The 21,059-nt window shown below is 71.9% G+C and carries 15 protein-coding genes and 2 pseudogenes; 7 read left to right on the top strand and 10 right to left on the bottom strand.

Annotated features, from left to right (window positions below; genetic code table 11):
• Window positions 1-55 precede the first annotated feature (55 nt).
• Window positions 56-877 (bottom strand): tryptophan 2,3-dioxygenase, encoded by an 822-nt coding sequence (locus ABD901_RS38415; protein ID WP_345134917.1) that lies wholly within the window; start codon window positions 875-877, stop codon window positions 56-58.
• Window positions 878-903: 26 nt separating this feature from the next.
• On the opposite strand from ABD901_RS38415, the gene ABD901_RS38410 reads away from it, so the two are divergent.
• Window positions 904-2,397, top strand: a complete 1,494-nt coding sequence (locus tag ABD901_RS38410; RefSeq protein WP_345134915.1) for a hypothetical protein — start codon at window positions 904-906, stop codon at window positions 2,395-2,397.
• A gap of 105 nt (window positions 2,398-2,502) precedes the next feature.
• Here ABD901_RS38410 and pruA read toward each other — a convergent pair whose 3' ends face one another.
• Complete coding sequence (pruA, locus tag ABD901_RS38405) at window positions 2,503-4,122, bottom strand: L-glutamate gamma-semialdehyde dehydrogenase (protein WP_345134913.1); 1,620 nt, start codon at window positions 4,120-4,122, stop codon at window positions 2,503-2,505.
• 99 nt (window positions 4,123-4,221) lie between these two features.
• Here pruA and ABD901_RS38400 point away from each other — a divergent pair, with 99 nt between their 5' ends.
• On the top strand, window positions 4,222-5,088 hold the full coding sequence (locus ABD901_RS38400; protein ID WP_345134911.1) for a hypothetical protein: 867 nt from the start codon (window positions 4,222-4,224) through the stop codon (window positions 5,086-5,088).
• On the opposite strand, the gene ABD901_RS38395 is transcribed toward ABD901_RS38400, so the two are convergent.
• Complete coding sequence (locus tag ABD901_RS38395) at window positions 5,085-5,591, bottom strand: DUF6912 family protein (RefSeq protein ID WP_345134909.1); 507 nt, start codon at window positions 5,589-5,591, stop codon at window positions 5,085-5,087. The two genes, ABD901_RS38400 and ABD901_RS38395, sit on opposite strands and share 4 nt — an antisense overlap.
• A 117-nt stretch (window positions 5,592-5,708) precedes the next feature.
• Here ABD901_RS38395 and ABD901_RS38390 point away from each other — a divergent pair, with 117 nt between their 5' ends.
• Both ABD901_RS38390 and ABD901_RS38385 read left to right on the top strand, forming a co-directional pair.
• On the top strand, window positions 5,709-5,945 hold the full coding sequence (locus ABD901_RS38390) for a helix-turn-helix domain-containing protein (protein WP_345134907.1): 237 nt from the start codon (window positions 5,709-5,711) through the stop codon (window positions 5,943-5,945).
• 221 nt (window positions 5,946-6,166) lie between these two features.
• Window positions 6,167-6,766 carry an Rv3235 family protein gene (locus ABD901_RS38385; RefSeq protein ID WP_345134905.1) on the top strand — a complete coding sequence of 200 codons (600 nt, stop codon included), beginning with the start codon at window positions 6,167-6,169 and terminating at the stop codon, window positions 6,764-6,766.
• An 850-nt stretch (window positions 6,767-7,616) separates the two neighbouring features.
• On the opposite strand, the gene secA is transcribed toward ABD901_RS38385, so the two are convergent.
• Entirely contained in the window at window positions 7,617-10,526 is a 2,910-nt protein-coding gene (gene secA, locus ABD901_RS38380; protein ID WP_345134903.1) for a preprotein translocase subunit SecA, read from the bottom strand.
• A gap of 172 nt (window positions 10,527-10,698) precedes the next feature.
• Between secA and ABD901_RS38375 the strand changes: the two genes are divergently transcribed.
• From ABD901_RS38375 to ABD901_RS38365, 3 genes are all read left to right on the top strand, one after another.
• A complete protein-coding gene (locus ABD901_RS38375; protein WP_345134901.1) occupies window positions 10,699-11,841 on the top strand; it encodes a GNAT family N-acetyltransferase in 1,143 nt (380 codons plus the stop codon).
• Entirely contained in the window at window positions 11,841-12,887 is a 1,047-nt protein-coding gene (locus tag ABD901_RS38370) for a GNAT family N-acetyltransferase (RefSeq protein ID WP_345134899.1), read from the top strand. Before ABD901_RS38375 ends, ABD901_RS38370 begins: the two co-directional genes overlap by 1 nt.
• 94 nt (window positions 12,888-12,981) lie before the next feature.
• Window positions 12,982-14,118: a glycerophosphodiester phosphodiesterase gene (locus ABD901_RS38365; RefSeq protein ID WP_345134897.1), complete on the top strand. Its 1,137-nt coding sequence runs from the start codon at window positions 12,982-12,984 to the stop codon at window positions 14,116-14,118.
• A 64-nt stretch (window positions 14,119-14,182) separates the two neighbouring features.
• On the opposite strand, the pseudogene ABD901_RS59205 reads toward ABD901_RS38365, so the two are convergent.
• The 6 genes and pseudogenes from ABD901_RS59205 to mtrA form a co-directional block, all read right to left on the bottom strand.
• Window positions 14,183-14,380 (bottom strand): annotated as a pseudogene (locus ABD901_RS59205) (sigma 54 modulation/S30EA ribosomal C-terminal domain-containing protein); the annotation flags it as partial.
• A gap of 98 nt (window positions 14,381-14,478) precedes the next feature.
• A pseudogene (hpf, locus tag ABD901_RS59200) lies at window positions 14,479-14,830 on the bottom strand (ribosome hibernation-promoting factor, HPF/YfiA family); the annotation flags it as partial.
• A gap of 481 nt (window positions 14,831-15,311) precedes the next feature.
• Entirely contained in the window at window positions 15,312-16,115 is an 804-nt protein-coding gene (locus ABD901_RS38355; protein WP_345134895.1) for a ComF family protein, read from the bottom strand.
• 517 nt (window positions 16,116-16,632) lie between these two features.
• Window positions 16,633-18,645: an LpqB family beta-propeller domain-containing protein gene (locus tag ABD901_RS38350; RefSeq protein WP_345134893.1), complete on the bottom strand. Its 2,013-nt coding sequence runs from the start codon at window positions 18,643-18,645 to the stop codon at window positions 16,633-16,635.
• Window positions 18,642-20,309, bottom strand: a complete 1,668-nt coding sequence (gene mtrB, locus ABD901_RS38345) for an MtrAB system histidine kinase MtrB (protein ID WP_380137989.1) — start codon at window positions 20,307-20,309, stop codon at window positions 18,642-18,644. The genes ABD901_RS38350 and mtrB overlap by 4 nt, the downstream gene beginning before the upstream one ends.
• 10 nt (window positions 20,310-20,319) lie before the next feature.
• A complete protein-coding gene (mtrA, locus tag ABD901_RS38340) occupies window positions 20,320-21,009 on the bottom strand; it encodes an MtrAB system response regulator MtrA (RefSeq protein ID WP_190251405.1) in 690 nt (229 codons plus the stop codon).
• Between the last annotated feature and the right edge of the window lie 50 nt (window positions 21,010-21,059).

The raw sequence follows: 21,059 nt of genomic DNA, 5'->3' as shown, positions 1-21,059 counted from the left end.
AGGGCCGCTACGCAATTCCGGCGCGGTGGGCCCGTTGGCACAAAGACGGGAGTCATCACATTCGGCTGCGCAGCTCCCACAGTTCGGGGTAGAAGCGCAGCTCAACGCGGGAGCGCAGGTACGCGCCGCCGGCGCTGCCGCCGGTGCCGGCCTTCGTGCCGATCTGGCGCTCGGCCATGAGCACGTGCCGCGCCCGCCACAGCGACCACGCCTGGTCGTGGGCGACCATCGCCTCGGCGAGGTCCCACAGCGGGCCGTACCGCTCCCGGTCCGCGGAGATCGTCAGCAGCGAGTCGAAGCGCTCCTCGGCGCTGGACACCGCGAAGCCGTGCTTGCCGAGCATGGCCAGGAACGCCTCCCACAGGCTCGGCTCGGCCAGCCGCTGCTCCAGCCGCGCCCGCTCGGCGTCGGACAGGCCGCGGAAGCGCTGCAGGTACGTGGGGTCCTTGAGCCCGGACAGGAACTCGATCTCGCGGAACTGCGCGGACTGGAAGCCCGAGGCCGGCGACAGCTTGCTGCGGAAGCGCAGGAAGTCCTGGGGGGTCATGGTGTCGATGACGTCGACCTGGCTCACCAGGACCCGCTGGATGGACAGGCACCGCTCGAGCCGCACCCGGGGCAGGTACGTCTCGCCGTCCAGCAGCCGGTCACGGGCGTTGGTGAGCTCGTGCAGCACGAGCTTGAACCACAGCTCGTACACCTGGTGGATCGTGATGAAGAGCAACTCGTCGTGCGCGGGCGGGCTGGACTCGGGCACCTGCGCGTCGAGGAGCCCGGCGAGGCGCAGGTAGTCACCGTAGGTGAGCCGGCCACCCTGTTCCCCGAAGTGCGCGTCGGCCCAGTTGCCGGCCACGCTGCCGGCGGATTCGTTGGTCACCGGCCCACGCTATAAGGTCACGTGTCGTGACGAGAGGCGCACTGGTCCGCTGGTTGCAGGGTCTGGAGCCGGGCGAGCTCGCCGAGGTGCTGCGCCGCCGCCCCGACGCCCTCGCCGCGCCCTCGCCCGCCGATCTCACCCAGCTCGCCGCGCGCCTGTCCGCCCGCGCCGGCGTCGCCGACGTCATGTCCACGCTGCCGCTGCCGGCCCTGCAGGTCGTCGAGGCGCTGGCCCGGCTCGGCCAGCCGCCGTTCGAGCGCGCCGCGCTCGCCGACGAGCTGGGCGTCGACCCGTCGACGGAGGCCGGGCTCGACGCCACGCTGCGGGTGCTGAGCCAGCGCGCGCTGGTCTGGCCCGACGGCGAGGAGCTGTGGACCGTGCCCGGCCTGCTGCTCGAGGCCGCCCGGGCCGCGACGCCCGAACCGTTCGAGCCGGTGCCGCCCGCGCCCGCGCTGGTGCCCGCCGACCGGGCCGCGATCCGCGCCGCCGCGGCCGAGTCCGCCGCGGCACTGCTCGAGAGCGCGGCCGAGGCCTCATCGCCGCCTTTCCTGGATCTGGTACTGCGAGCAGGCCTCCTCATCCGCGAAGGCGCCCGGCTGCGGCCGGCCCCCGCCCTGGCCGACTGGCTGGACGCGCCGCCCGGCGAGCGGCTGGCCCGCCTGCTCGCCGCCTGGTGGAACGGGCCGGCCCTGCGGCGAGTGGTCGTCCGGGTCCTGCACGACCTGCCGCCCGACACCGCCGTGGCCGGCGCGGACTCGCTGGCGCCGCTGGTGCGCTGGACGGCGCCGCGGCCGGTGCGGGAGGCGGGCGATGCCGAGGCGGCCGTCGGCGCGGTGCTGGCCGAGGCGGCGCTGTTCGGGGTGTGCGCGGCGACCGGGCCGGACACGTTCGCGATCTCGTCGCTGGGCCGGGCGCTGGCCGACGGTCGGCCGGTCGCGGAGGTCGCTTCGAGGATGCTGCCCGAGCCGCCGCCGTCGGACCCGCTGCGGGTGCGCACGACCGGCAGCGTGGTGCTGTGCGACGACCCCGGCCTGCTCGACGACGTGATGGCCGCGCTCGGGCTCGAGCGGCTGGCCCCGACGGTCGCCGGCTCCCGCGAGCCGGCGGCGGAGACCCTCGCCGCGCTGCGGGCCGCCGGCTACCGGCCCGAGCACACCGGGCCGAAGGTGACGGTGCGCCCCGCCGTCGCGCCCGCGCAGCGCGCCCGGCCGGGTGTGGATGCCGACGAGTTGGCGCGGCGTTTGGCGGTACCGCAGCAGAGGGGTCCGTCACCGCTGGAGCAGATCCGGCGACGGGCCCCGCAGCTGCGTCCCGAGCAGGCGCAGCTGCTTGCCGAGGCGGTCGAGCACGGCGGCCCGGTCTGGATCCGCTACGTCGACGCGCAGGGGCGCGCCTCCGAGCGGGTGATCGAGAACGCCGAGCTCGCCGGCTCGGTGATCGAGGCGTGGTGCCGGCTGCGCCGCGACGATCGTGCCTTCACGCTCGACAAGATCGTCGCGGTCGCGCGGCCGCGGGACTAGTTGGGTGACTACGCGCGGACGCCGCAGGCCCGGGAGTCACGGACCGTGCCCACGGCGGACGTCGCGGTAGCTCGGCGCCGGTTTTTGGGTTTTGGTTCCTTGGTTTTAGCCCATGTGCGGGTAGCGGTGGTCCGTCGGCGGCACGAACGTCTCCTTGATCGTCCGCGGTGACGTCCAGCGCAGCAGGTTGTGCCAGGAACCGGCCTTGTCGTTGGTCCCGGACGCGCGCCCGCCGCCGAAGGGCTGCTGGCCGACGACGGCCCCGGTGGGCTTGTCGTTGATGTAGAAGTTCCCGGCGGCGAAGCGCAGCGCGTGCGTGGCCCGCTCGATGACCGCCCGGTCGGTGGCGAACACCGATCCGGTCAGCGCATAGGGCGCGACGGACTCGGCCTGCGCGACGACGGCGTCGAAGTCGGCGTCGGGGAAGACGTGCACGGCGAGGATCGGCCCGAAGTACTCGGTGGTGAACACCTCGTGGCCCGGGTCGGTGCACTCGACGATCGTGGGCCGCACGAAGTAGCCCTCGGTGTCGTCGGCGGTGCCGCCGGCCACGACCGTGCACGACGACGAGTTCTTGATCCGGTCGAGCGCGGCGGCGTGCCGGTCGAAGGCGCGCCGGTCGATGACCGCGCCGCCGAAGTTGGTGAAGTCGGTGACGTCGCCGTAGGTGAGCGAGTCGGCGATGCCGGCCAGCTCGTCCTTGATCTTCGCCCACAGGCTCGCCGGCACATAGGCGCGCGACGCCGCCGAGCATTTCTGTCCCTGGTACTCGAACGCGCCCCGGATCAGGGCGGTGACCAGCGCCGCCGGGTCCGCCGAGGAGTGCGCGACCACGAAGTCCTTGCCGCCGGTCTCGCCGACCACGCGCGGGTAGGAGCGGTAGACGTTCTCGGCGACGGTCCGGTTGAGCGTGCGGAACACCGCCGTCGAGCCGGTGAAGTGGATGCCGGCCAGGTCCGGGTCGGCCAGCGCCACCTCGGACACGGCCAGCCCGTCGCCGGTGACCAGGTTGATCACGCCCGGGGGCAGGCCGGCCGCCTCGAACAGCCGCATCGTGTAGTGCGCGGCCAGCTGCTGCGTCGGCGACGGCTTCCACACGACGGTGTTGCCCATGAGGGCGGGCGCGGAGGGCAGGTTGCCGGCGATCGCGGTGAAGTTGAACGGCGTGATCGCGTAGACGAAGCCCTCCAGGGGCCGGTGGTCGAAGCGGTTCCACACGCCGGCCGACGAACGCGGCTGGTCGGCCAGGATCTGCCGGCCGAAGTGGACGTTGAAGCGCAGGAAGTCGATGAGCTCGCAGGCCGCGTCGATCTCGGCCTGCGTCGCGGTCTTGGACTGCCCGAGCATCGTGGCGGCGTTGAGCGTGTCGCGCCACGGGCCGGAGAGCAGGTCGGCGGCGCGCAGGAAGACGGCGGCACGCTCGGCGTAGGGCAGGTCCCGCCACTCGGCCGCGGCGCGCTTCGCCGCCCTGACGGCGTCAGCCGCGTCGGCGGTGGTCGCGTTGTGCGTGACGCCGAGCACCTGGCTGTGGCGGTGCGGCTGGACGACCTCGATCGGCTCGCCCGCGGCCATCCGCCGGGTGCCGTCGATGGTCATGGTCAGGTCGTGCCGCTCGGCGGCCAGCTCCGCGAGGCGGCGCTGCAATGTGGCCCGTTCCGGGGTTCCGGGGGCGTATCCGTGCACGGGCTCGTTGTTGGGCTCGGGCACGGTGAGCAAGGCATCCATGAGGGTCTCCCACGTCGTCTCGGCAGCGTTGGCGAGAGGTTTAGTCCATCCTCGCACGGGCGGCGGGGCCGTCCGGCGGCTCGCGTACGCTGCTTCCTCGTGGGTGCGAAGCGTGCTGAGGTGGCGGAGCCGACCGTGGATGCCTGGCGGCCTGCGCGGGCCGTCTTCGTGGCCGGGTTCGCGCTGGTGCTGCTGTTCCTGACGCTCTTCTCGGCGTACGGGCACGTGCCCGGCGCCGCCGTCGCCGCGCTCGTGCTCCCCGGCGTGCTGACCCCGACGCTGATCGCCGCCGCGGCGCTCGGCGTGCTGGCGGTGGGCCGGTTCGCCGCCGGCGCCGGCGTGCGCTCCCGGCTGCTGTACGGCGGGCTCGGCGGCCTGCCCGTGGGCCTGCTCGCGATGGGCGGCATGATCGCGGCGTACCACAAGGGCCCGTCCGTCGCCTACGTCGCGGCAACGGTCGCGGTCGCCGGCGTGCTGGGTGGCCTTGCCGCCGCGGTGCGGCCGATCAGCGCCGTCGCGGCGGGCGCCGCGGCCGGGGTGCTGGCATCCGGCGTCGGGCTGCTGGTGGCGTACTTCCAGAACGACCTCGTCGACCTCTTCGGCAACCAGGAGACGGTCGGCAGCATGGCCGACGCCTCCTACCGGCTGCAGCTGACGACGTCGATCGTGAGCGGCCTCGCCGCCGGCGTCATGGCGTTCCTCTACCTGCGCCGCACGGGTCTCGCGCTGCCGTGGCCGGCGTACCCGCTCGCCGGGGCCGTGCCCGGGCTGCTCACGCTCGGCGCCGCGCTGCTCGGCTGGATCGGCGGGCTGCCGCTGTCCCACGCGGTGGCCAAGGAGAGCGAGTTCGACGCCGCGATCATCGCGAGCCGGCTGCCGGAGCAGGTCAACCACGGCCTGATCCTGGTGTTCGCGGGCGCGTTCGTCGCGATGATCCTGGTCGGTCGCACCCTCAAGCGCGCTTAGACCACGAGTTGGTCGAGCTCTGACGGGTCGTACCACTCCAGCTCGTGATCCTCGGCACCGTCGACCGTGAACTGGGCGTCGGGGTCGCCGGCCTCGGCCTCCTCGACGACATCGGCGGCCGCCGCGACGTCGGCCTCGGCCGCCTGCCCGTCGACGTGGATCGCCGCGACCGTGCGCAGCGCGATCCGGCCCGAGATCTCGACCACGCTCGAGCCCAGGTCCAGGCCCGTCATCTTCAGCACCGTGCCCGGCAGGTCGGCGGAGACGACCACCCGCCGGCGGGGCGCCTTCGCGTCGTGGCGCAGCAGGCGCAGGGCGCTCTGGGCGGCCCGGGTGAAGGCGACGTACTCGAGCTCCTCGTCGTCGCCCTCCGCGTACCACTCGCGCAGCGCCGGCGTGACGGCGTGCGCCTCGGTCGGCTGCGGCAGTTCCCCGCTCTCGCGCAGGACGGCGAGCTGAGCGAGGGTCGCGGGCAGGTACACGCGCGTGAGGTCCGTCGTCACGCTCCTTGTACTACACCCTGGCCCGGGTTTCGACACGCATGTTGGGCGTGTCGGGGAGATTGGTGTGGCGCGCCGCCGTCGTAACCAGTGGGAAGCGAACGGTGGCAAACTGAGCCGATGGAGCCGCGATTCCTGCTCATGGCCGACGTCGCCGAGCAGTTGAACGTGTCGACCTCGCAGGTGTACCACATGGTGCGCAGCGGGGAACTGCCCGCGATCAAGGTGGGCGGGCGCGGCCAGTGGCGCATCGAGCGGAGCAAGCTCGAGGAGTACATCGAGCGCAAGTACGCCGAGACCGCGGAGTGGGTGCGCAGCAACCCGCTGGTCGACCGCGACGAGCCCGACCTCGACTGATCCGCTCTCCCCGTTCTCTGCTTGCTCCTTCCCGTTCTCTTTTGGGTCCTGATGATCTGTCGGGGCGCTCGGTCGTGCGCGAACGGACCAATGCCGCGGAAGCGGTCGAAGGCCAACGTAAGCAAACGCAGGTTTCTTGACGGCATCGCGCGCCCTCGATACAAACGATGGAGGAGGCAAACGAAAGCAAACGCAAGGATCGGGGGGCAAGCTCCATGACGGTGATCAGCGAGAGACGTTCACGCCGCGGCGGCACCCGGGCTCGCCGGGCGGCGTCCGGCCCGGCGGTCGTGCTGCGCATGCCGCCACCCCTGGACCCGCCGGCGGAGCCGCCACCGGAGCCGGCGCTGGCCATGGACCAGCTCCCACTGGAGTGGCCCACCCCGCCGCCGGGCGCCACAACCGCGCCACCGCCGCACCCGCGCTCGCGCCCTGGCCCAGGGGGCGCCCCGCCCGGCCGCTCGAGCGCCTACACCGCGGCCCAGAAGTTCGTGAGCCTGTGCGTGGAGATCCTCAACGGGTACCGCCCGGCCAACCAGCTCCGGCCGATGACCCACCCGCAGCGCTACTGCGAAATCAGCGACCAGATCGTGCGTCGGACCGTTCGCGTCCGCATGGCCCCGGGCGAGGCCGCCCGCAACGGCCACCTCGTCCGCGCGAGGCGCCTGCTGCTGTCCGAGCCCGTCGAGGGCGTGGCCGAGGCCGCCGTGGTGCTCGAGCACGGCGACGCCACGTGGGCGATGGCGATCCGTATGGAACGCACCAACCGGCGCGGCGTGGGCGTACTCGGCTGGATGTGCACCGTGGTCCAGGTCCTGTAGCCGCCCGCACCACCCGCCGCCGACGGCCGTCCCGATCACGGGGCGGGACGGCCCTCGGCTCACTTAGTTCGCCGCCTGCGTCCGTCCCGATCAGGGGCTGGACGGGGCCCTCGACTCACCTATTTCGCCGCTGGCGTCCGTCCCGATCACGGGGCGGGACGGCCGCCGGCTCGTACATCCGCCGCAGCGCGCTCGGGGAGGGACGGCGCGCGGTGGCGGCTCCGGAGGGATCGGGTCCCGGATTCGGTGGGCCGGGACCCACGCCCCTCCATGGCGGTCATCGCGCCCTACACCGTGCCGGGGCGCGGTGGCCGCCGCCCCACCGGCCAAGGCCCCGGTGTGCTCGGTCGCGATCTCACGCAGCGGGTGCACCGGGCTCCAACCCACCACCACGAGCGCGGCCGTCGCGGACCTACCGGGGCCGAGGTCCGCGACGGCCGCCTCACGCCGCTGTGTCGCGCTCGCGCCGCCTGCCACCCGGCAGTGCCGCCGCCCACCCGGCAGTGCCGCCTGCCACCCGGCAGTGCCCTCGCCTGCCCCACGCCGGCTTCGGTCTTGCTGTCGATTGGCTCGGCCCATCGCCGCTCGCAATGGCCGCCGCGGGCCGAATGCCCGACTCGCCGCGAATGCGATTCGGCCGGCCCCACCTTGGTTCGCCGTTGCTCGCGGCCGCGCCATCCAGGGCATCGCGACCAGCGGCGAGGGGCGTTTTCGCTCCGCGATCATGCAAAAACGACGGGGGCAAACCGGGCTATTGCATGATCGCGGAGAGAAAACGTCGGCAGCGGACAGAAAGGGCGGGCGCCCGGTCGAAAACGGGGCCCGCCCTCTGCGTGCTTGCGGTGGCTCGTTAGGCCGGGCCGCCGGGGGCGCCGTGGCAGCGCTTGTACTTCTTGCCCGAGCCGCAGGGGCACGGGGCGTTGCGGGACGGGCCGTTGCTCGAGACTGCCTGGCCCGGCGACTTGCGGGCGCCCGAGTTCGGCAGGGCCGGGCCCGAGCGGCCGTTGCCGCGCTGGCCGGCCGTGGAGCCGTTGGCGCCGAGGCCGAGCGCGGGGGCCTGCTCGTGCTCGATGACCACGCCCGACTCGCCGGCGGCGCCGTCAATCGTGGGGGCCGAGTACTGCAGGGCGCGCGGTGCCCGGCTGCCGCCGAGGCCCTTCGCGCGGATCTCGACGTGCGGCTCGGGCAGGGGGACCGCTAGGGCGTCGCTGTCGACCTCGTCGTCGGCCTCGCCCACGAGCACCGGGGCCGGTGCCTCCTCGACCTGGACCTCAAGGTTGAACAGGAAGCCGACCGCCTCCTCCTTGATGCCCTCCTGCATCTGCTGGAACATGTCGAAGCCCTCGCGCTGGTACTCGACCACCGGGTCGCGCTGCGCGTAGGCCCGCAGGGTGATGCCCTCCTGCAGGTAGTCCATCTCGTACAGGTGCTCGCGCCACTTGCGGTCGATGACGCTCAGCAGGACCTGGCGCTCCAGCTCGCGGACGGCCTCGGAGCCGAGCTCCTCCTCGCGGCGGTCGTACGCGGCGTGGGCGTCCTCGATGAGCTGGACGCGCAGGAACTCGGGGTCGAGCTGGCCGCCGGCCTCCTCCTCGAGGTCCTCGATCGTGATGCCGACCGGGTAGAGCTGCTTGAGGCTGGTCCACAGCTGCTCGAGGTCCCAGTCCTCCGAGGTCTCGCCGAGGGAGGTGGCGCCGACGACGTAGGCGCCGACGACGCCGTCGATCATGTTGCGGACCTGGTCACTGAGGTCCTCGCCGTCCAGGACGCGCTTGCGCTCGGCGTAGATGACCTTGCGCTGCTTGTTGAGGACCTCGTCGTACTTCAGGACGTTCTTGCGGATCTCCGCGTTCTGCGCCTCGATCTGGGTCTGCGCGCTCTTGATCTGGCGCGTGACCATCTTCGACTCGATCGGCACGTCCTCGGGGATGTTGAAGCGGTCCATCACGGCCTCGACCGCGCTGGCCCGGAAGCGGCGCATGAGCTCGTCCTGCAGCGACAGGTAGAAGCGGGACTCGCCCGGGTCGCCCTGCCGGCCGGAGCGGCCGCGCAGCTGGTTGTCGATACGCCGCGACTCGTGCCGCTCGGTGCCGAGCACGTAGAGGCCGCCGGCGTCGGTGACCTCGTCGGACTCCGCCTCGACCAGCGCCTCGAACTCGGGCAGGATCTCCGCGAAGGCCTTCTCGTAGCCCTCCGGGTCCTCCTCCTCGAGGACTCCGCGCTGGCGCAGCTCGGCGTTGGCGAGATACTCGGCGTTGCCGCCGAGCAGGATGTCGGTGCCGCGGCCGGCCATGTTGGTGGCGACCGTGACCGCGCCCTTGCGGCCGGCCTGCGCGACGATCTCCGCCTCCTTGGCGTGGAACTTCGCGTTGAGCACGGCGTGCGCGACGCCGCGGCGGCGCAGCAGCTGGGAGAGCAGCTCGGACTTCTCGACGGAGACGGTGCCGACAAGGATCGGCTGGCCGAGGGCGTGCCGCTCGACGATGTCGTCGACGACGGCGTTGTACTTCGCCTTCTCGGTCTTGTAGATGACGTCCGGGTGGTCGAGGCGGATCATCGAGCGGTGGGTCGGGATGGACACCACGCCCACGTTGTAGACCTTGTTGAACTCGGCGGCCTCGGTCTGCGCCGTGCCGGTCATGCCGGACAGCTTGGAGTACAGCCGGAAGAAGTTCTGCAGGGTGATCGACGCGAGCGTCTGGTTCTCCTGCTTGATCTCGACGCCCTCTTTGGCCTCGATGGCCTGGTGCATGCCTTCGTTGTACCGCCGGCCGTGCAGGATGCGGCCGGTGAACTCGTCGACGATGAGGACCTCGCCGTCGTTGACGACGTAGTCCTTGTCGCGCTTGTACAGCTCCTTGGCCTTGATCGCGTTGTTGAGGTAGCCGACCAGCGGCGTGTTCACCGACTCGTACAGGTTGTCGATGCCCAGCTGGTCCTCGACCTTGGACACGCCGCGCTCGGTGACCGAGATGGTGCGCTTGGACTCGTCGACGTCGTAGTCGGCCTCGCCCTCCTTGCCGCGCTTCAACCGGTTCACGACCCGGGCGAACTCCTGATACCACCGGGCGGACTGCTCGGCCGGGCCGGCGATGATCAGCGGCGTGCGGGCCTCGTCGATGAGGATCGAGTCGACCTCGTCGACGATCGCGAAGTTGTGGCCCCGCTGCACAAGCTCGTCGCGCGACCAGGCCATGTTGTCGCGCAGGTAGTCGAAGCCGAACTCGTTGTTGGTGCCGTAGGTGATGTCGCACTCATAGGCGGCGCGGTGCACGGAGGAGGGCTCGTTGGGGCCGACCACACCGACGGTGAGCCCGAGGAAGCGGTGGATCCGGCCCATCCACTCGGCGTCGCGGCGCGCGAGGTAGTCGTTGGTGGTGACGACGTGCACACCCTTGCCGGACAGCGCGTTGAGGTACGCCGGGAGCACGCAGGTGAGGGTCTTGCCCTCACCGGTCTTCATCTCGGCGATGTTGCCGTAGTGCAGGGCCGCGCCGCCCATGATCTGCACGTCGTAGTGTCGCTGCCCGAGCACCCGGGAGGCGGCCTCGCGGGCGACCGCGAACGCCTCCGGCAGGATGTCGTCCAGCGTCTGACCGTCGGCGAGCCGTTCCTTGAACTGTTCCGTCATGCCGGCGAGCTCTTCGTCGGTCAGGTCGGCATACTCCTCCTCCAGCGAGTTGACGGCGTCGGCGACGGCCTTCAACTTGCGTAGCATCCGGCCCTCGCCGGCGCGGAGGATCTTCTCGAAAATCGACACGGGTCAGCGCTCCCTCAAACGTCTGCGACCCATCGTAGGCGGCTTTTCCGGCGACCTGCCGCCCCCGCCCGCCCACTCTACGGACATCGTGGACAAAATATGGACAAATCACCCGGCGTACCGCGAAAATATCCGTCTCCCGACGCGGACCCATACGGCAGGATCGGCGTTCATGGAGCCGATCGAACTCGCCACCGACGGACTCGTCCTGCGCGCCTGGCAGCCCGACGACGCCGAGGACGTGTTCCGCGCCTGCCAGGACCCCCTGATCCAGCGCTGGACCATGGTCCCGGTGCCCTACCTGCGCGAACACGCTGAGGATTACACGGGCGCGATCACCCGCGCGGCGTGGGCGGCGCAGACCTCGGCACCGCTGGGGGTTTTCGACGCCCGCTCGGGTGAACTGCTCGCCTCCGCCGGCCTGGTCACGCTCGACCTGCCCAATCGCCACGCGGAGCTGGGCACCTGGGTGGCGCCGTGGGCCCGCGGCCGGCGGGTCGCCGAGCGCTCCGGCCGGGCGGTGGCGCACTGGGCCTTCGAGGTGCTCGGGCTGCGCCGGCTGATCTGGCGCGCCGAGGTCGGCAACCACGCGTCGAAGCTCAGCGCGGAGCGGATCGGGTTCACGTTCGACGGCGTGATCCGCGCCGGGCTGCCCGCGAAGGCCGGCGGTTTCACCGACTGCTGGCACGGCGTGCTGCTACCCGGCGAGGTCTGCGACACCCCGCCGGCGTGGGTGGCGCCCGGCGGCCCCGGCGCACGCCGCGCCCGCGCGTTCAGCAATCCGCCCGAGCGCCTCCCGGCGGGCGCGTGCACGCTGCGGGCCCTGCGCCTGGGCGACCTGGACGACGTCGTGGCCACGTTTCGCGACCCCGGCACCGTGCAGTGGACGTCGATCCCGCTCGACTACCGCCCGGAGCAGGGCCTGGACTTCATCCGTGTCACCTATCCCACCATGTGGCTGCGCGGCACCGGCGCCGGCTTCGCGTTCGCCGACGCCGACGACCGGTTTGCCGGCACGGTCGACCTGCGCATCAGCCCGACCGACCCGGCCAGCGCCGAGGTCGGCTTCTCGGCGGCGCCGTGGACCCGCGGCAAGGGCTACACCAGCGATGCGGTCCGCGCCGCGTGCGCATATGGTTTCGAGCGACTCGCACTGGACCGCATCGTCTGGCGCGCCCATGTCGGCAACGATGCGTCCCGCCGAGTGGCCGAAAAGGTCGGCTTCGTCGTGGAGGGCGTGCAGCGCGACAGCTGCGTGCAGCGCGGCCAACGCCTCGACGGCTGGATCGCGACCCTGCTGCCGGGAGACCTGTGATGAACATAGCCTTGCGACCGTGGCGGGACGGGGACGCCGACGCCATCGTCACGGCCTGCAATGATCCATTGACGCAGCGGTACCTCCCGCTGCTGCCGGCCCCGTACACGCACTCGGACGCGTTGACGTACATCGGGCGTGGCGGCAACGAGCGCGCCGTCGTCGACGAGAACACCGGTGAGGTCCTCGGCGCCACCGGCTGGACGCCCGGCCGCGACGCCACCGCCGAGGTCGGCTACTGGGTCATGCCGGCCGCTCGCGGGCGGCGGGTGGCCACCACGGCGCTGGAGGTGCTCAGCGCCGAGCTTTTCAAGAGCAACTTCCAGCGTTTGTACCTCCAGACGGCACTGAGCAATGTCGCGAGCCAGCGGGTGGCGATCGCGGCGGGGTTCACCCGCGAGGGCATCGCGCGCGGCGGGTCGCGCTGGCGGGACGGCAGCCGATACGACACGGTCGTCTGGGCGCGGCTCGCCGACGACCCGCTCGGGCCGAGCCCGCGGGCGCTGCCCGACCTGCCGGGCGGCCGGCTCACCGACGGCGTCGTGGTCCTTCGGCCATTGGGCGAGGAGGACAGCCTCGTGACGTACAACATGCGGATCCTGCCCGAAGTGAGCGGGCGCTCGGTGGTGGGCACGCCCATCGACCCCGCCGTCATCGCGCGCAACTGCGCCGAGTCGGCCTCAAAGTGGCTGGCCGGGGTGCGGGCCGAGATGACGATCCGGCGGGCGGAGGACGACGCATACCTCGGCGAGATCGCGGTCTACTACGCCGAGCCGGTGCTGCGCGAGGCCATGATCGGCTACAGCCTGACGCCGGAGGCGCGCGGGCACGGGTACGCCGCGCGGGCCGCCCGCCTGGTGACCGACTGGGGGTTCGAGATCGGCATGGCGCGCATGATCGCCGGTACCGCCGTGGACAACATCGCCTCCCAGCGCGTGCTCGAGGCCGCCGGGTACACGCGCGAGGCCGTCCAGGAGTCTCGGCTGCCGGGTCCGGACGGCACCCGCGTCGACAACGTCTCGTTCGCGAAGGTCCGTCCTGCGTAGGCGGAGGGATCGACGACGTTGCGCCCGCCAAACTGCGCTCGGCGGCCACCTGAGCGTCATGTGACGTTGCGATGGGCCAACTTACGTATGGCCCATGCGTCGTCGTGCAGTGATTTCCGGCATGGGCGTGGCCGCTGGCGCGGCCGTCCTGCCCGCAGCCCTTGTGAGCCCCGCCGCCGCCTACGCCCACGACTCCGACAAGGACCGGCACCGCCCGGCTCGCCCGCTCGTCATCGGGCACCGCGGCGCGAGCGGCCACCGGCCCGAGCACACGCTCGCCTCGTACACGCTCGCCATCGAGCTCGGCGCCGACTTCATCGAGCCCGACCTGGTGCCGACCAAGGACGGCCAGCTCGTCGCGCGGCACGAGAACGAGATCGGCGGCACCACCGACGTCTCGACGAAGCCGCAGTTCGCCTCGCGCAAGACCACCAAGGTCGTCGACGGCGTCTCCGTCACCGGCTGGTTCACCGAGGACTTCACGCTCGCGGAGCTCAAGACGCTGCGCGCGGTCGAGCGCCTCCCCGCCGTCCGCCCGCACAACGCCATCTACAACGGCCTGTTCGAGATCCCGACCTTCCAGGAGGTCATCGACCTCGCCCGCGAGCAGGGCCGCCGGGTCGGGCGCACCATCGGGGTGTACCCCGAGACGAAGCACCCCACCTACTTCCGCGGCATCGGCCTGGAGCTCGAGCCGCTGGTCGCCAAGGTGCTCAAGCGCAACGGCCTGGCCGGGCGCAACGCGGCGGCGTTCCTGCAGTCGTTCGAGCCGACCAGCATCAAGAAGCTGCGCGGCCTCGTCGACACCCCGTCGGTCGTGCTGCTCGACGCGGCCGGCCAGCCGTTCGACTTCAAGACGAGCGGCGACCCGCGCACGTGGGCGGACCTCGCGACCCCGGCCGGCCTGGACTACCTCAAGGCGTTCACCGACGGCGTCGGCGCCACCAAGAACCTGGTTATCGCCCGGGACGCGGCCGGCAACCTGCTGCAGCCGACGGCGCTCATCCACGACGCGCACGTACGCGGCCTCAAGGTGCACTCGTGGACGTTCCGCAACGAGAACCAGTTCCTGCCCTTGAACCTGCGCACGGGCGACGACCCGAACGCCTGGGGCAAGATCCTCGACGAGGTCGGGATCTTCCTCGCGGCCGGCCTCGACGGCCTCTTCGCCGATTACGCGGACACGGCGGTGCTCGCCAGGGACCTGTTCCTGCAGTCGCCCAGCCGCTGACATGCTCGCTCGGGGGGCGGGCCCACGGCACCGGGCCCGCCTCCGAGCGAACCTGAATCTGTGTTTACATCCCCAGGCTCATGACGCCGTAGTCATACGCACGGCGGCGGTAGACCACGCTCGGTCGCCCGGACTCTTTGTCGTTGAACAGGTAAAAGTCGTGGCCGAGCATCTCCATGTGGAAGAGCGCATCGTCCACGGTCATCGGCTCGCCCGGGTGCTCCTTCTCGCGCACGATGTGCCAGGGCTGGTCGTCGGCCTCGTCGACGAGGTCGAACGCCTCGCCGGTGCGCCCGGTCGGCGCGGTCTCGGTCTTCGTTGCGAGTGCTGTGGCGTTGTACCGCTCGGGTGGCGTGAATGCGAGTGACGCGGTCGCCGCGGCGACGGAGACCGGCGCGTGCCGGCCCCGATGAACCCGTCTGCGATCGGCGGCACGGCTGAGCCGGCTGTCGAGCTTGCCGATCGCGACGTCCAAAGCGCTGTAAAAGTCGGCGGCGCAGGCCTCCGCCCGGATCACCGGACCACGCGAGTAGCACGTGATCTCGACACGCTGACAGTGATCGGATTGGCGCGGATTGCGCTCGTGAAACAGCTCGACGTCGACGCGGATGAGCTTGTGGTCGTATCGCTCGACCTTCTGCAGCTTGTCAGCGACGTGCTGCCGGTAATGGTCGGGCACCTCGACGTTGCGGCCCTTGACGACGATGTCCACTCCTGACCTCCCCCACGGGTTCTTCCAGAGAAACGGGTTCGGGTTTCGGTATTGACTCGGCCGGAACGCGCCTCCCCAGAGGCTCAGCCCACGCGGCACGCGACCGAAACAGCGGGTGTCAGGTCCTCCCTTCGCGGCCTCCTCGCCACGGTTCACTCGAGAGCGGCGCCGGGCGAGCGTTGGTCGTCTCTCGACGTTAAACCGATGACAGCCGCTAGTCACCCCTGGTTCAGAAGAACGATCAGTTCCCACGCCGAAACCCTCCCGAGGGATTACCCCACGCAGTGCGTGAAGTTACTTTCGGTACAAATCGGGTAAATCGCGTGTTCCCGCGCTGACGTTACGTAGCTCCCTCACCCTGGAAGCTCCTACGGTTCCCACCCTCGACTCGCTCAAACCACAGCGCAGATTCCCGCCTCATGGGACGTCAGCGCGCCCGCCGCGTTCGATACCCGGCGGGCTCGGCATCCCGCTCGCCCCTCTAGGGCACCCGGCGCCGCTGCGTGGCCGCCTCGGGCACCCGGCGCCGCTGCATGGCCGCCTCGGGCACCCGGCGCCGCTGCGTGGCTGCCTCGGGCACCCGGCGCCGCTGCGTGGCGGCGAGCACCGCGGTCCGATGCACGACGATCCCCGCAGCCGCCAGCCGATCGGCCGCGGCGGCCAGGGTGACCCCGGTGGTGACGATGTCGTCGAGGAGCACCACGGCGGCCCCGCCGCGCTCCAGACGGGCCCTCAGCGCCGCCGCCGGCCCGGGTCGCACCGCGAACGCGTGCCGGGCCGCACGGGCCCGCTGGACGGCCGACAGCTCGGCGGAGTCGTCCGCCTTCGGCAGTGCCCGCAGCGGCCGGGCGATCGCCGCACCGGGCAGCGCGCGGGCCGCAGCGCGCGCGAGCCGAAGCATGTGATCCCCATGACGCCGCCGCACCGCCGCCGCGGTCGCCGGCACCGGCACCAGCACCACCGCCCCTCCCGGCACCGCGCGGCGCACGACCCGGGCGAGCAGCCCGCCGAGCGCCCCGGTCAGCTCGTGCCGGTTCTCTTCCTTGTACTGCACGATCGCCCGCCGCAGGGCCCCCGCATAGGCGGCCAGCGCGTACGTCGGCGGCAGCCCTACCGGCTCCGGATCGGGCCGCGTACGCTGCGGTAGCGCCTCCGCGAGCGCAACCCGGCACGCCTCACACAGCGCCCGCGCGGACGGCTCGTCGCACCCGGCACAGGTCGCCGGCAGCACCAGGTCGACGAGCCCTTCGAACACCCCGCCGATCCAGCCGCCCAGTCCCTTCACCGGCGCCCGACCATCCAGTGCACCGTCACCCCGGCGCCCGGGCTCGGGACGCGGACCGCGCCGCTCGCCGCCCCCGACCGCGAGACCGGCGTCGCGCGCTGCGCCGCCCCAACTCGCACGGCGGCCGGCGCCGGACACTGCATCACCACCGACCGCGGGATCAAACGCCTCGGTCCGCGCCACGCCCGACCGCGGGACCAGCGCTCCGGACCGCGCCACGCCCGACCACGGGGTCAGCGCCCCGGACCGCGCCACGCCCGACCACGGGACCGACGCCCCGGACCGCGCCACGCCCGACCACGGGACCAGCGCTCCCGACCGCGCCACGCCCGACCACGGGACCAGCGCCCCGACCGCGCAACGCCCGACCACGGGACCAGCGCCCCCGACCGCGCCACGCCCGACCGCGGGATCGGCCGCTCGCGGGTCGCTGCCGCGCCGGCCTGGGCCGCGGCCGGGCGGTGCGCCGCGCGACGACGAGCCGGGCGGTCGGTGCCGGGGCGCGGGCGGCACTGGGTCAGTCGCGGTAGAACGGGGCCGTCGGGTTGACCGGCGCGGCGGACGGCGACGCGAGCGGCACCTTCAGCTGGCCGATCGTGTCGCGGAAGATCTCGTGCGCCTGGCCGTTTACGTCGACCACGACCGAGACCGGCATGTCGGACCACGACTGCGTGCGCGAGTCGAGCGGGCTGCCGTAGTCGGCCACCACGCCGGTCACATCCACCTGCGAGGGTTCGCGCAGGACGCCGACCGGGAGCGGGTTCTTGTCGGCGCCGTCGAGGGTGATGGCGACGGCCGAGTACGCCTTCTCCGGGTAGGGCGGCTGCTCCGTCGGCTTGCCGCCGACCACCAGCACCGTCTCGGTCAACCAGGCGACGCCCTCGTTGCTGCCGAGCAGCGTGGCGATCGGCTGCGGCGTGGGGGCGACGTTGAGCGTTCGGCCATTGTCCGACAGCTGCAGCCCGGCCACCATGAGCTGGCCGTTGGCGATGAAGGCGATGCGGTGGCCCTCGGGCGCGACCGCGAAGGCGGTGATCTTCATGGCCTGGAGGCCCTGCCCGACGTTGACCGGCTCGAACGTCAAGGCCTTGTCGTCGGTGCTGACCATGAGCTGGTTGTCCGCGAGCACCAGCAGCCGCCGCGCCGGGTATGTCATCCACGCCGGACGGCTCAGTTCCTTGCCGTGCACGCCAGTGTCGTTGTACGCCGGTGGATTGGCCGGCGGCAGGTCGGGCGAGCTGACCCAGAGCTTCTGCTGGGGCTTGGTCTTGTTGTTGTCCGGGCGCACGAGCGCGGCCCGGGTGAGGTGGCGGTCGATCGCAGCCGACAGGACCTGCGTGTTGGCGTTGCCGGGGGCGAAAAGCGGAGTGTCGCCGACGACCGCGTGGACCGTGCCGCCAGCGACGTAGAACTTGTCCGGCGTAGTGCGCGCGGCCACCTGCAGGGCCGCCGCGTTGTCCCCCTCGAACCCGGTCACGGAGTCCGGCGGGTTTGCCTGGTTCTGGTTCTCGACCGTCAGATACACATAGGGATGCCCGCGCAGCGACCATCGGATCTGCCGGGCCAGCCGGGACAGGTTCTTGTTGCCCGCCGCCTTGCCGCCCAGGTTGATGTGGACGTTACCGGAGTCGTCGTCGACCAGGGGGTTGTCCTGGGGCGTGACGTCGGACTGCCACGGCTCCACGACGTTGGTCAGCCACGGGCTCGCCCCGCGCTGGAGCCAGCCCAGCACCTCCTGCACGCGCCTGGGCGGCGACAGCGTCTTCGGCATGTAGCGCATGTCGGGCACGAGCTTCCCGCCGGAGCCGTTCCCGCCGGAGCCGGTCTCCCAGAAGTAGATCGGGTTCCAGTCGTACCAGGTCTTGAACCCGGTCTCGCTGAGCAGCAGCATGCCGGCGGTCGTGGTGTCCATGCCCTCGATGCGGAGGCTTCCGTTGGACGTGACGCCGACCGTGAACTCGGCCGTATACGGCTGCGGGTCGAGCCGCGCGGTGAAGCTGCCGTTCTTGCCCAGCGTGCCGATCGGGTTGACGTCGACGGTGACCTTGTACTTCCCGTTCTCGGCCGTCTCCTGCTTGATCTCCGCGTTGCGGATGACGAAGAGGTCGCCGCTCGGATGCCACGGCGGCGGCGCCGTGCTGGACATGAACTTCCGCAGCCGGTCGAGGTTCTCGGTGCTCTGTGCGTCGGGGTCGTCGAGGTTGGCACCGACCGAGGCCTGGAGGAACTTGCTGATCAGATCGGACGCCGTCGCCGCGTCGTCGGGGCCGCTTGGCTTCGTCACCACCGGCACCGGGGCGGCGCTCTGGGCCGGCCCCACGTACTTCGGCCCCGTCTGCGTCGGCAGCCCGCACCCCTCGAGCACGAGCAGCGCGCCGACCACGACCAGGAGCGCGGCCCGGCTGGCCGACCACCACGAGCGGGCGGCGTCCCGGGGGCGCGGCGGTAACGGCGGCGTCCAGGGCCGGCGCGAAGGGGCTGCGGACCGCGGGCGCAGCACTGCCCACGCACCGGCGTTGCGTCGGATCATGGCATCTCGCCGATCAGTGCGGCCTCGTCGGCGCGGGCGTCGTCGGGGACCAGGCGCAGTGGCGAGGAGACGAGCCGGTCGCCGCCGCGCGCGGGCAGGGTCAGGCGGAACTGGGCGCCCTTGCCGGGTGCTCCCCAGGCCTCGAGCCAGCCGCCGTGCAGGCGGGCGTCCTCCAGGCTGATCGACAGGCCGAGGCCGGTGCCACCGGTCTGCCGGGCGCGCGACGGGTCGGCGCGCCAGAACCGGTTGAACACCAGCTTCTCCTCCCCCGGCTTGAGCCCGACACCGTGGTCGCGAACGGTCACCGCGACCGCCGCACTGTCCACGGCGAGCGTGACGATCACGGGCTTGCCCTCGCCGTGCTCGACGGCATTGCCCACGAGGTTACGCAGCACCCGCTCCACCCGGCGGGGGTCGACCTCGGCGATGACCTCGCCGTCCGGCACCACGACCTGGAGCGCCACCTTGCACCGCTCGGCGAGCGAGCCGAGCTGGTCGGTGACGCGGCGGACCACCGGCACGAGGTCGGTCGGCTCGGCGTCGAGCGCGGCGAACCCGGCGTCGAACCGGCTGATCTCCAGCAGGTCGGTCAACAGGCTCTCGAACCGGTCGAGCTCGGCCTGCAGCAGCTCGGCGCTGCGCGCGGCGGCCGGGTCGAAGTCTTCGCGGGAGGCGAACAGCAGGTCGGCGGCCATCCGCACGGTCGTCAGCGGGGTGCGCAGCTCGTGCGAGACGTCGGAGGTGAACCGCCGCTGCAGGCGGGACATCTCCTCGAGCCGCACGATCTGGCGCTGCAGGTTGGCGGCCATCTGGTTGAACGCGGCGGCGAGCCGCGCCAGGTCGTCCTCGCCCCGCACCACCATGCGCTGGTCGAGCAGGCCGGCCGAGAGCCGCTGCGCGGTGCGCGCCGCCACCCGGACCGGCGTCACCACCAGGCGGGTCATCATCGCCGCGATCAGGGCCAGCAGCGCGACGAGCGCGATGCCGGTGCCGGTGACCACCGCGCCGGTGAACTGCACGAGCTCGTCCTCGGCGTGCAGCGGAATGATGTAGTACAGCTCGATCGGATAGCCGCCGACCGCGACCGGCGTGCCCATCACGAGGTACTTCTGCGGCCCGTTATTGATGTCCAGCGTCGCGATCTGCTGATAGGTGCCGGACTTGGCGCCCACCACCAGGTTGCGCAGGTCGTGCAGCTGGGGGTCGTCCATGACGTTGGGGTTGCGCGGCGTGGGCGGCCAGAAGGCTTTCAGGCTCCCGCCGCGGCGCAGCATGACGACCTGGGAGTCCTGGTTGCCGATCGAGCCGTACAGCTGTGTCTCGACGGTGCTCAGCGCCGACGGGAGGCCGGGGTCGTCGCGCTGCGTGAAGCCGGTGAGCTCCCGAGTGGCATAGGCGGCGCCGTTGTCCACCAGGATCTTGGTCTGGTCGATCTTGTTCTGCAGCACGCCGTTGCTGATCAGCGACGCGACCGTGTAGCTGAAGGCCAGCACGAGCGCCGCGGACAGCGACAGGGTGATGCCGACGACCCGGAACTGCAGCGACCGGCGCCACAGCCGGCGCAGCACAGCCCAGAGCCGGCGGCCCCGCCGGCTCACGGCCTGCGGCAGAATCCGCCGGGGCCGCAGGCGACGGGCCCGGAGGATGATCGGGTCGATACGCACCACAGCAGGCCTATCCGGTCCCGGCCTTGTAGCCGACGCCGCGCACGGTCAGGATGATCTCCGGCTTCTCCGGATCGGGCTCGATCTTGGCGCGCAGCCGCTGCACGTGGACGTTCACCAGGCGGGTGTCGGCGGCGTGGCGGTAGCCCCAGACCTGCTCGAGCAGCACCTCGCGGGTGAACACCTGGCGCGGCTTGCGGGCCAGGGCGACCAGCAGGTCGAACTCCAGCGGGGTCAGCTTCACCTCGTCGCCGTCGCGCATGACGGTGTGCGCCGGCACGTCGATGGTGATCTGGTTGCCCGGAGGCCCTATGGTCAGCAGCTCCGGCGCGACGTCCTCGCCGCGGCGCAGGCGGGCCCGCATCCGGGCCACCAGCTCCTTGGGCTTGAACGGCTTCATCACGTAGTCGTCGGCACCCGACTCCAGGCCCAGGACCACGTCGACCGTGTCGCTCTTGGCGGTCAGCATCACGATCGGCACGCCCGACTCAGCCCGGATGGACCGGCACACGTCGATCCCGCTCATGCCAGGCAGCATGAGGTCGAGGAGGACGATGTCGGGGCGGGTGTCCCGGAAAGCGGCGAGAGCACGCTCACCGTCGGCCACGAAGGAGGGCAGGAAACCCTCGCTGCGCAGGACGATGCCGAGCATCTCGGCGAGGGCGGGGTCGTCGTCGACCACCAGGACACGGGCTCTCATGCGGTCCAATATTTCACCTCAGTGCCCGTTGGTGGGAACCCGGCCGAGGA

Source organism: Dactylosporangium darangshiense (assembly GCF_039537565.1).
GTDB classification, from domain to species: domain Bacteria; phylum Actinomycetota; class Actinomycetes; order Mycobacteriales; family Micromonosporaceae; genus Dactylosporangium; species Dactylosporangium darangshiense.
The sequence above is the reverse complement of the archived record's forward strand: the minus strand, read 5'-3'. Positions and strand labels throughout refer to the sequence as shown.